Annotated in this window: 5 protein-coding genes, 1 tRNA gene and 1 rRNA gene; 5 read left to right on the forward strand and 2 right to left on the reverse strand. The window is 68.3% G+C overall.

What is annotated here, in order from left to right; all coding sequences use genetic code 11:
- The first annotated feature begins 153 nt into the window (after positions 1 to 153).
- Positions 154 to 270 (forward strand): 5S ribosomal RNA (gene rrf / locus ACWFRU_RS08075).
- A 115-nt stretch (positions 271 to 385) separates the two neighbouring features.
- Positions 386 to 1048, forward strand: a complete 663-nt coding sequence (locus ACWFRU_RS08080) for a DegT/DnrJ/EryC1/StrS family aminotransferase (RefSeq protein ID WP_453685296.1) — start codon at positions 386 to 388, stop codon at positions 1046 to 1048.
- A 12-nt stretch (positions 1049 to 1060) separates the two neighbouring features.
- On the opposite strand, the gene ACWFRU_RS08085 is transcribed toward ACWFRU_RS08080, so the two are convergent.
- Complete coding sequence (locus ACWFRU_RS08085; RefSeq protein WP_453685297.1) at positions 1061 to 1954, reverse strand: extracellular catalytic domain type 1 short-chain-length polyhydroxyalkanoate depolymerase; 894 nt, start codon at positions 1952 to 1954, stop codon at positions 1061 to 1063.
- Positions 1955 to 2094: 140 nt separating this feature from the next.
- Between ACWFRU_RS08085 and ACWFRU_RS08090 the strand changes: the two genes are divergently transcribed.
- Positions 2095 to 2167, forward strand: a tRNA-Thr gene (locus tag ACWFRU_RS08090).
- An 85-nt stretch (positions 2168 to 2252) separates the two neighbouring features.
- Here ACWFRU_RS08090 and ACWFRU_RS08095 read toward each other — a convergent pair.
- Positions 2253 to 4916 (reverse strand): SpoIIE family protein phosphatase, encoded by a 2664-nt coding sequence (locus tag ACWFRU_RS08095; protein WP_453685298.1) that lies wholly within the window; start codon positions 4914 to 4916, stop codon positions 2253 to 2255.
- A gap of 273 nt (positions 4917 to 5189) precedes the next feature.
- On the opposite strand from ACWFRU_RS08095, the gene ACWFRU_RS08100 reads away from it, so the two are divergent.
- Positions 5190 to 10706 (forward strand): HAMP domain-containing protein, encoded by a 5517-nt coding sequence (locus ACWFRU_RS08100; protein ID WP_453685299.1) that lies wholly within the window; start codon positions 5190 to 5192, stop codon positions 10704 to 10706.
- Positions 10707 to 10950: 244 nt separating this feature from the next.
- Positions 10951 to 11634, forward strand: a complete 684-nt coding sequence (locus ACWFRU_RS08105) for a response regulator (protein ID WP_453685300.1) — start codon at positions 10951 to 10953, stop codon at positions 11632 to 11634.
- Positions 11635 to 11684 lie beyond the last annotated feature (50 nt).

An 11684-nucleotide genomic window follows, 5' to 3' on the forward strand; every position in this document is an offset into this window, starting at 1 on the left:
AGATCTGGAAGCCCGGTAACGGGTGGAGGTGACTGGTACTAATAGGCCGAGGGCTTGTCCTCAGTTGCTCGCGTCCACTGTGTTGGTTCTGAAACCACGAACAACCCCGTATGTCGGGCCACGACTGCGGTGCGGTTGACAGTTTCATAGTGTTTCGGTGGTCATAGCGTGAGGGAAACGCCCGGTTACATTCCGAACCCGGAAGCTAAGCCTCACAGCGCCGATGGTACTGCAGGGGGGACCCTGTGGGAGAGTAGGACGCCGCCGAACTATTATTGATAGAGCTGGTCCCTGAACTTCGGTTCAGGGACCAGCTCTTTTTTGTTTTGCGTCACTTGCCGTTCACGTTCCGCAGCCAACATCCAGAGTCATGGGGACAGTTGGCATGTTGCGAGCCGCAGGTGTCGGTGCCGGTGACGAGGTCATCGTGCCGGCGTACGGAAACGTCGAGATCGCCGAGGCCGTGGTCCTGGCAGGGGCCGTGCCCGTGTTCGCGGACATAGATCGGGCGTCGTACTGCCTCGATCCTGATGCGGTGACCGCCGCCGTGACCTCCCGTACGGCCGCTGTGGTCGTCGTGCACCGCTTCGGGCACCCGGCCGACGTGAGGCGCCTTCGGGACGTCGGGACGCGGCACGGCATCCTCGTACTGGAGCAGGGAGAGTCCGAGGCGCCGTACGACGAGCGTGCGCAGCGGCGGGCCCACGCGGCCTACCTCAGTGGGCGGCTCGGCGGTGTGATCACCCCGGACGGCGTCGAGGGGCACAGCTATCAGCAGTACGTCGTGCGGGTGCCCGGGAATGGGCGGCCGGACCGGGACGCGTTCGCGCGTGCTGTGCGGGCCAAGGGAATTGACTGCCGGGTGCCCGTGAAGACGCCCGTTCACCGCACGCCCAAGTTCTGGCGGGACGTCTTTCTGCCGGAGACCGAGCGTGCCGCGGACGACACCCTGGCGCTGCCGGTCGACGCGGCTATGTCGCGGCGCGAGTTGCAGCGTGTGGTGTCCGCGTGCAACGCGCTCGGCGGGCTTCTCCAGCCGGCGTTCTGAGAGCCGCGTTCCTCAAGGCGCCTCCTTGGTGTGGGACTTGAAGAACTTCCACATCAGGTCTGTCGCGTTGATTCCCGCGGTGGGGTCGGACATGCTGCCGCCCGCACCGCCCGGCCAGGAGTGGCCCATGTCGGGCAGCCGGTAGACGACCACGTTCGAGCCGTCGCGGCACTTGGCTGTTGTTTTTTTGATCTTTTTCTTTAGTTTCTCGGGTTGGCTCGTCTTGCACGACAGGCGTTTCTGCCAGGCCGTGATGCCCTCGTCCATCCCGGCGTAGTACTTGTCGAGGCCGCCGATGAAGGTGATCACGGAGACCGGGGTTTTCGACATGTACGAGTCCTTCGCCGCCTCGGGGCCGAGATAGCCGCCGCTGACCGGGGCGATGGCCGCGAAGGTGTCGGGGAGTTCGACCGCCAGCTTGTAGGACATGTCGCCGCCGTTGGAGATACCGGTCGCGTAGACGCGGTCCGGGTCGGCGTTCCAGGTGCTGGTCAGCCTTTTCGTGATCGTACGGATGAAGCCCACGTCGTCCTCGGTGCCGCAGCAGATCAACGCGTTGAAGGCTTGGTTGAGGCCGTCGGGATAGGCGACGAGGAAGTTCTCCTTGTCCGCTTTGGCGCTGAGGCCGCTGATCGTGGCCGCTGCCGCGCCGTCGGCCGGATAGGGGTGCATGGCGATGACCAGCGGGAGCTTTTCCGAGCGGTTGTAGCCGGGCGGGGCGTGCACCGTGTAGACCCGCTTCTTGCCTTTCCAGGTGAGCGTTACCTTCTGGTCGCCGGGGCGCGGGGTCTCCGCTGCCGGCGGCTTCTTGGTGGGCTTCTGGTCCGCCGCCTTGTCGTCGTCGGACCCGCAGGCCGCGAGCGGCAGGAGCAAGGCGGACAGCGCCACGGGCAAGGAGTTCCGCATGGATGTTCCACGTCGGGTCGGCATGGGCGCAGAGTGGCAGTGGCGGTGCGGGCGGTCCAGAGGAACGGCCGGTTCGAGGCACCTTCGATTTCAGGTATGATCTATTCCGTTGCCGCGCGGGAAACCGCGAAGCGCAACAGGCCCCTATAGCTCAGTCGGTAGAGCGTCTCCATGGTAAGGAGAAGGTCTGCGGTTCGATTCCGCATGGGGGCTCAGCGAGCAAGACGGGAAAGTCCCCGCCCAGTTGGGCGGGGACTTTCTTGTTTCCCGGGGACCCAAGGGCCCCCGGGCGAGGCTGTCAGTCCTTCTGGACGTCGGGGACGCGCATCGCGAGGATCGCCATGTCGTCCGACGGGGCGTCCGTCGCGAAGCGCTCGACCGCGCGCATGATGCGGGCCGCGACCGCGCCCGCGGTGAGTCCCGTGCAGGTGGTGAGGACGTCCGCGAGGCCGTCGTCGCCGAGCATGCGGGTGCCTTCGCGGCGCTCGGTGACCCCGTCCGTCACACAGAGCAGGACGTCGCCCGGGTCGAGCGTCATCGTCTGTTCGTAGAGCTCCAGGTCGTCCATGACGCCGAGGAGCGGCTGCGGCTCCGCGTACGGCTCGACCGTTCCGTCCTGGCGCAGGCGGAGCGGGAGCGGGTGGCCGGCGCAGACGATCTTCAGGACGGCCGAGCCGTCCTCCTGCGGCCACAACTCCCCGTAGAGGAGAGTCAGGAAGCGGCTGCGGGCGCCTTCGTCGAGGATCGCGGCGTTCAGGCGTTCCAGGACGGCGGGGCCGCCGAAGCCCTCGCGGGCGAGGAGGCGCAGGGCGTGGCGGGCCAGGCCGGTGACCGCGGCTGCCTCCGGGCCCGTGCCGCAGACGTCGCCGATCGCGAAGCCGTACGCGCCGTCGCGGATGGGGAAGAGGTCGTAGAAGTCGCCGCCGACTTCGTTCCCCTCGCCGGCCGCGCGGTAGATGACGTCGACCTCGACGCCCGGGATCTGCGGGAGCCCCGGCGGCAGCAGGCTGCGCTGGAGGGACTGGCTGATGGCCATGCGCTCCGAGTACAGGCGGGCGTTGTCCAGGGCCAGGGCCGCTCGGCGGGAGAGGTCTTCGGCCAGTTCCAGGATCTCTTGGCGGAAGTGTTCGTCGGAGGGCTTGCCCAGCGTGAGCATGCCGATGACGCGGTTGCGGGCGACCAGGGGCAGGACGACCGTCTCGCCGCCCACCGCCGACGCCGTCGAGAGCGTCGTGCCGATGCCTGAGCCGAGGCTCATGGGCTCACCGAGGCCGAGGCTGCGCATGGAGGTGCGCAGGGCGGCTTGGTGGGCGGCCTCCGAGGGGGCGGCCCAGACGCGGGCTCCCGGGGTCGGCACGGGGTCGGGAGGGGCGATCTTGGAGAGGAGCGCCTTCAGGCCGTCGATGCGCTCCTCGTCCTCGTGGAGGACGTACGAGAGATAGGGCTCGGAGGACTGGTCGGCGATCGTGTAGACCGCGCACCAGGTGGCGAGCGTCGGGACCGTCATCTGTGCCATGAGCGCCAGGGTCTGGTCGCGGTCCAGGGTGCCCGCGAGGAGGTCCGATGCCTCGACGAGGAAGGAGAGCGAGCCGCGGCGCAGGCGTTCCAGCTCGCCGAGGCGCGCGGACTCGACGGCGAGGGCGATGCGGTCGGCGGCGAACTGGAGGCGCAGGGCCTCTTCGTTGGAGTACCGGTCGGGGGCCTCGGCGGCGACGCCCAGGGAGCCCGTGAGGCGCCCCTCGACCTTCAGCGGGACCGTGACCACCGAGCGCATGCCCGTGCCGCTGAGGAGCGGTACGGCGCCGGGGACGACCGTGAGGTCCTCGTGGACGGCCGGCATGCGGGCGGAGCCATAGCGACCGGGGCCGGCCTCCACGGGGACGCGGGCGAAGCGCTGGCGGGCCGAGGGAAGGCCCGTGGAGGCGCGTACCTCGAGCTCTGTCTCGTCGTCCGTGGCGAGGAGCAGGAAGGCGGCGTCGCCGTCGAGCATGTCGCGGGCGCGCTCGACCGTGCGCTGGAGCAGACCGTCGAGGTCGTCCGGCGCGGGGGAGCCGATGAAGACCTCGAAGGGGTCGGCGGTGTGCGACTCGGTGAGCGCTCCAGGCTCGGGGGCGGGGCCGCGCAACGGGGTCTGCAGGACGGCTCGCTCGTCGTCGCGGACGAGCAGGCAGACCGTGGAGGGTTCGCCGTCGGCGTCGCGTACGCGCAGATGCGAGGCGTAGACGGGGGTCACGCGGCCGTCGGAGCCGCGGATGCCGTAACTGCCCTCCCAGCGGGAGAGTTGGAGCGCTTCCACGATGCCCGTGCTGGTACCGGGGGTGTGCGGCCAGGCGGCGAAGTCGGTGAGCGGTTTGCCGGTGACCTGTTCGGAGACGTACCCGAAGAGCTCTTCGGCGTCTTCGTTCCAGGCGGAGATCGCGCCCACCCGGTCGATCTGGACGACGGCCACGCGGACTCTGCCGTCGGTGAGCGGGAGCAGGTCGGCGGGGAGGGCGGGGCCCGCTGCCCGGGTGCCCACCGAGCGGTCGGGGAGGTCGAGTTGGAACCAGACCTGCTTCTGCGTGGGGGTGTAGTCGACGCCCCAGCGGGTGGCGAGCGCCGCGCACAGCTGGAGGCCGCGGCCGCCCTCGCGGTCCGGGTTGCCCATGTTCACGGCGGCCTGCTGGAGCGGGATCTCGCGTTCCGGATAGTGGTCGGAGACCTCGATGCGTACGGCGTCCTCGGTGCGCAGGCACAGGACGTCGGCGGCGGTTCCGGCGTGCACCACGGCGTTGGTGACGAGCTCGCTGGTGAGGACGACGGCGTCGTCGACGATGTCCGTGAACCCCCAGCCCTGGAGGGTGTCGCGGACAAAGGAGCGGGCCGTCGCGACGGAACGCCCGACGGGGTCGAAAGTCGCAGCCGCGCGCGCGGTGATCACAGAACTCCTCGTACGAGCATCGACGCCCAAGTCTCCCACCATGGTGCGGCCGCCCCTCCGATGCCCGCTTGTACGTGTGCCACCGCCCAGGCCGGGCAGGACCGGGGTGGTTGGACAGCCGGATGCCAGGTTACTTACCTTCGCCGTCCATGCTGATGCCGGTCGTCGGTGTTTCCGCCCGGAGGGTGTGCGGACGGTGTGCGAAGCTGCCGAACTGTTATGGCCTGGTTCAGCCATGGTGAAACACTGGGCAAGCTTCTTGGAGAGAGCCCAGGTAACCCGAGCAGTACGGTCGACCCTTGCGGGAGGGACACAGTGGAGTCTGGCGCAGCGACGCGGGGCACTAAAACGCGTGCGAAAGACGGACAGTCCCAGAGCAAACAGCGCAAACCGCGCCATGGGGCGACCACGTCGGTGGACGCAGCGGCCCTGAACAGGTTGCTCGCGGCGCTGGTGGCGATGCGGGACGGAAACTTCCGCAAGCGGCTCACGGTGTCCGGTGACGACGTCATGTCCGAGATCGCCGCCGTCTTCAACGAGGTGGCCGACCGCAATCTGCACCTGACCGGAGAGATCTCCCGGGTCCGGCGGATGGTCGGACGTGAGGGCAAACTCACGGAGCGCCTGGAGACCGGCGCGAGCGAGGGCTCGTGGGCGGCGGCGATCGACGCGTCGAACGCGCTGGTCGACGATCTCGTGCGCCCCGTCTCGGAGGTCGGGCGGGTGCTCTCGGCGGTCGCCGAGGGTGACCTGGAGCAGCGCATGGAGCTGCGGGCGCAGGCCGACGAGGGGAGCGGTCACCCGCTGCGCGGGGAGTTCCTGAAGGTCGGCCGTACGGTCAACAACCTCGTCGACCAGCTCTCGACGTTCACCGACGAGGTCACGCGCGTGGCCAGCGAGGTGGGCACCGAGGGCAAGCTGGGCGGCCAGGCGCGGGTACGCGGTATGTCCGGTTCGTGGAAAGACCTCACGGATTCGGTGAACACCATGGCGTACCGGCTCACCGCGCAGGTGCGTGACATTGCTCTCGTCACGACGGCGGTCGCCAAGGGTGACCTGTCGCGGAAGGTGACGGTTCACGTCGCCGGCGAGATGCTGGAGCTGAAGAACACCGTCAACACGATGGTGGACCAGCTCTCGTCGTTCTCCTCCGAGGTGACCCGCGTCGCGCGCGAGGTCGGCACGGAAGGCGAGCTCGGCGGCCAGGCGCAGGTGCCTGGTGTGGCGGGAGTGTGGAAGGACCTCACCGATTCGGTGAATCTTATGGCCGGCAATCTCACCGCCCAGGTGCGTGGGATCGCCCAGGTCACGACGGCCGTCGCGAACGGCGATCTGTCCCAGAAGGTGACGGTCAGCGCGCGCGGCGAGGTCGCGCAGCTCGCCGAGACGATCAACCAGATGACCGAGACGCTGCGTACGTTCGCGGACGAGGTCACCCGTGTGGCGAACGAGGTCGGCGCGGAGGGGCAGCTCGGCGGGCAGGCGAATGTGCCGGGCGCGGCGGGGACGTGGAAGGACCTCACCGACTCGGTGAACACGGTCTTCCGGAACCTCACCACGCAGGTGCGGGACATCGCGACGGTGACGACGGCGGTCGCCAACGGTGATCTCTCGCAGAAGGTCACGGTCGATGTCGCGGGCGAGATGCTCGAGCTGAAGAACACCGTGAACACGATGGTCGACCAGCTCTCCGCCTTCGGTGCCGAAGTGACGCGTGTGGCGCGCGAGATCGGCGTGGAGGGTGAACTCGGCGGTCAGGCACAGGTGCAGGGCGCGGCCGGCACGTGGAAGGACCTGACGGACTCCGTCAACACTGCTTTCCGCAACCTCACGGGCCAGGTGCGCAACATCGCGCAGGTCACGACGGCGGTCGCCAACGGCGATCTCTCGCAGAAGGTCACCGTCGACGTCTCCGGCGAGATGCTTCAACTGAAGAACACCGTCAACACGATGGTGGACCAGCTGTCGTCCTTCGCCGACCAGGTCACGCGGATGGCGCGCGACGTGGGCACGGAGGGCCGCCTCGGCGGCCAGGCCCGCGTGGACGGTGTCAGCGGAACCTGGAAGGAACTGACCGACTCCGTCAACTTCATGGCGGGGAACCTGACGTCGCAGGTGCGTCAGATCGCTCAGGTCACGACGGCGGTGGCCCGGGGCGACCTGTCGCAGAAGATCGACGTGGACGCGCGCGGCGAGATCCTGGAGCTGAAGAACACCATCAACACGATGGTCGACCAGCTCTCCGCCTTCGCCGACCAGGTGACCCGGGTGGCCCGCGAGGTGGGCACGGAGGGCCGCCTGGGCGGGCAGGCGCAGGTGCCCGGCGTGGCCGGTGTGTGGCGCGATCTGACCGACTCCGTGAACGGCATGGCCGGCAACCTCACCGCCCAGGTGCGCAACATCGCGCAGGTGGCGACGGCGGTGGCCCGCGGTGACCTGTCGCAGAAGATCGACGTGGACGCGCGCGGCGAGATCCTGGAGCTGAAGAACACCCTCAACACGATGGTGGACCAGCTCTCGGCCTTCGCCGAGCAGGTGACGCGGGTGGCCCGTGAGGTGGGCACCGACGGCATCCTGGGCGGCCAGGCGGAGGTGCAGGGTGTCTCCGGCACCTGGAAGGACCTCACGCAGTCCGTGAACGGCATGGCGAACAACCTGACTCTCCAGGTGCGCAACATCGCCGAGGTCACCACGGCCGTCGCCATGGGTGACCTTTCCAAGAAGATCACCGTCGACGCGAAGGGCGAGATCCTCGAGCTCGTCACCACCGTGAACACGATGGTCGACCAGCTCTCCAACTTCGCCGAGCAGGTCAACCGCGTGGCCCGCGAGGTGGGCACCGAGGGCAACCTGGGTGGTCAGGCGCGGGTCCCGGGCGTCACCGGCACCTGGAAGGACCTCAGCGACAACGTCAACCTGATGGCGAACAACCTGACCGGCCAGGTGCGCAACATCTCCCAGGTCGCGGCGGCGGTCGCCAACGGAGACCTGACCAAGAAGGTCACCGTCGAGGCGCGCGGCGAGGTCGCGCAGCTCGCCGACACCGTCAACACGATGGTGAAGACGCTGAGTTCGTTCGCGGACGAGGTGACCCGGGTGGCCCGCGAGGTGGGCACGGACGGCATCCTCGGCGGTCAGGCCCGGGTGCCCGGAGTCTCGGGCACGTGGAAGGACCTGACGGAGTCCGTGAACGGCATGGCCTCCAACCTCACCGGCCAGGTCCGCAACATCGCGATGGTCACCACCGCGATCGCCAAGGGCGACCTGACCAAGAAGATCGACATCGACGCCCGGGGCGAGATCCTGGAGCTGAAGACCACCATCAACACGATGGTCGACCAGCTGTCGTCCTTTGCCGAGCAGGTCACGCGCGTGGCCCGCGAGGTGGGTACGGAAGGGCAGTTGGGCGGCCAGGCCCGGGTGCGGGACGTCGACGGCACGTGGCGTGACCTCACCGAGTCCGTGAACGAGATGGCCGGAAACCTGACGCGTCAGGTGCGTGCCATCGCCGAGGTCGCCACCGCGGTGACGCGCGGTGACCTGAACCTGAAGATCGACGTGGATGCCGCGGGCGAGATCCAGGTCCTTCAGGACAACATCAACTCGATGATCGCCAACCTCCGCGACACCACCCTCGCCAACAAGGAACAGGACTGGCTCAAGGGCAACCTCGCCCGCATCTCCGGTCTGATGCAGGGCCGCCGGGACCTGGCGGACGTCGCCTCGCTGATCATGAGCGAGCTGACGCCCGTGGTCTCCGCGCAGCACGGCGCGTTCTTCCTGGCGCTGCCCACGGAGGACGCCCCGGAGCCGGGCGCCGAGCAGGGCGACGCGTACGAGCTGCGCATGATGGGCAGTTACGGCTACTCCATGGGCTCCATGCCGACGTCCTTCCGGCCCGGCGAGACGCTGATCGGCACGGCGGCGCAGGAGCGGCGCACGATCCTCGTGGAGAACGCGCCGTCCGGCTATCTGCGGATCGCGTCCGGCCTCGGCGAGGCGCCGCCCGCGCAGGTGATCGTCCTTCCGGTGCTCTTCGAGGGAACCGTCCTCGGCGTGATCGAGCTGGCCGCTTTCCAGCCGTTCACGCAGATCCAGAAGGACTTCCTCAGTCAGATCGCCGAGATGATCGCGACGAGCGTCAACACCATCAGCGTCAACACGAAGACCGAGGTGCTGCTCAAGCAGTCGCAGGAGCTCACCGAGCAACTGCGCGAGCGCTCCGCGGAGTTGGAGAGCCGGCAGAAGGCGCTGCAGGACTCCAACGCCGAACTGGAGGAGAAGGCCGAGCTGCTCGCCCAGCAGAACCGCGACATCGAGGTCAAGAACACCGAGATCGAAGAGGCCAGGCAGGTCCTCGAGGAGCGCGCCGAACAGCTCGCGGTCTCCATGCGGTACAAGTCCGAGTTCCTCGCGAACATGTCGCACGAGCTGCGTACGCCGCTCAACTCCCTGCTGATCCTGGCCAAGTTGCTCGCCGACAACGCCGACGCGAACCTCACCCCCAAGCAGGTGGAGTTCGCCGAGACGATCCACGGCGCGGGCTCGGACCTGCTGCAGCTCATCAACGACATCCTCGACCTGTCGAAGGTCGAGGCGGGCAAGATGGACGTCTCCCCGACGCGCATCGCCCTGGTGCAACTCGTGGACTACGTAGAGGCCACTTTCCGGCCGCTCACCGCGGAGAAGGGGCTCGACTTCTCCGTACGGGTGTCTCCGGAGCTGCCCGCCACGCTGCACACGGACGAGCAGCGGCTCCTCCAGGTCCTTCGCAACCTGCTGTCCAACGCGGTGAAGTTCACCGACTCCGGAGCGGTCGAGCTGGTGATCCGGCACGCTAACGCCGATGTGCCCAACGCCATCCGCGAACAGCTCCTGGAGGCGGGTTCGCTGCGCGACGCGGACGCGGACCTGATCGCGTTCTCGGTGAGTGACACCGGCATCGGTATCGCGGGCAGCAAGATGCGGGTCATCTTCGAGGCGTTCAAGCAGGCCGACGGAACGACGAGCAGGAAGTACGGCGGTACGGGCCTCGGGCTCTCCATCAGCCGGGAGATCGCGCGTCTCCTCGGCGGTGAGATCCACGCGGCGAGCGAACCGGGCCGCGGATCGACGTTCACGCTCTATTTGCCCCTGCACCCGAGCGAACTGCCGCCCCAGGGTTACTCGCAGCTGTCGCCCCTGCCGGGCACGGTCGCGCGGCCCGCCCTGGAGGAGGGCGCGTCCACGGCCGAGCAGCCCGCGCCGAGCGAGGGTGTCACGCCGCCGCGGCTGGACGCGACGCCGGGTTCCGGCACGCTCTTCAGGCGTCGGCGTCGTGCTGCGCACGCCTCCTCGGAGCAGCCGCCGGTGCTGCCGGGGCAGGGCGTCGCGGAGCCCCAGGGGGAGCGCTCGCAGGAGCAGTGGCCGACGCCGGGGCAGCAGGAGGCGGCCGAGGCGCGACCGGGCTACCAGTTCGGCGGCGAGAAGGTGCTCATCGTCGACGACGACATCCGCAACGTGTTCGCGCTCACCAGCGTCCTGGAGCAGCACGGCCTCTCGGTGCTGTACGCGGAGAACGGCCGTGAGGGCATCGAAGTCCTGGAGCAGCACGACGACGTGACGGTCGTCCTGATGGACATCATGATGCCGGAGATGGACGGGTACGCGACGACGTCGGCGATCCGCAGGATGCCGCAGTTCGCCGGGCTGCCGATCATCGCGCTCACCGCGAAGGCCATGAAGGGCGACCGGGAGAAGGCCATCGACTCCGGGGCGTCCGATTACGTTACGAAGCCGGTCGACCCGGATCATCTGCTCTCGGTGATGGAGCAGTGGATGCGCGGGGAGTGACCGAGAAGCGGCTTCATTACGCGGAGTTGCTGACAGAGTGTGGCCGAGGCCGTGTAGAAGCGCGGTATTCGGGGAACCTTCTGGTCTCCCACTGCGTTTCTGCTACGTGCACAGTGACATCGCGGTGACAGGGTGTGGCGACAGGCGGGGTGCGGCTACGATGACCGGCACAAGGACGGACGGCGTAAGGGAGTCGTCCCCTGGGGCGGCGCCCGGTGTACCGCCGGGGCGAGGAGGGCGGGCCATGGTGCAGAAGGCCAAGATCCTCCTGGTCGATGACCGGCCGGAGAATCTGCTGGCGCTGGAGGCCATCCTCTCTGCGCTCGATCAGACCCTGGTACGGGCATCGTCCGGGGAGGAAGCGCTCAAAGCACTACTCACGGACGACTTCGCGGTCATTCTGCTGGACGTCCAGATGCCAGGCATGGACGGTTTCGAAACCGCCGCGCACATCAAGCGGCGAGAACGGACCCGGGACATCCCGATCATCTTCCTCACCGCCATCAACCACGGCCCGCACCACACGTTCCGCGGGTACGCGGCCGGTGCGGTGGACTACATCTCCAAGCCGTTCGATCCGTGGGTGCTGCGCGCGAAGGTCTCGGTGTTCGTCGAGCTGTACATGAAGAACTGCCAACTGCGGGAGCAGGCAGCGCTGCTGCGTCTCCAGCTGGAGGGCGGCGGCAAGTCCACGGCAGGTGACGCGAAGGAGCCCGCGGGGCTTCTCGCCGAGCTTTCCGCGCGCCTGGCTGCCGTCGAGGAACAGGCCGAGGCGCTCTCGAAGCAGCTGGACGACGACTCGGCGGATGCCGCCGCGGTCGCCACCGCGGCCCATCTCGAACGCAAACTCACCGGCCTCCGGCGGGCTCTTGACGCCCTGGAGCCGGGCACCGGAAGCGGTGCGACTTCGGTGTCCTCCCAGAGTTGATCGTTGCGGGGGCGGTGAACATCCGTCAGTTCACCGCCCCCGCAAGGGCG

Source organism: Streptomyces sp. NPDC055099, from assembly GCF_053607685.1.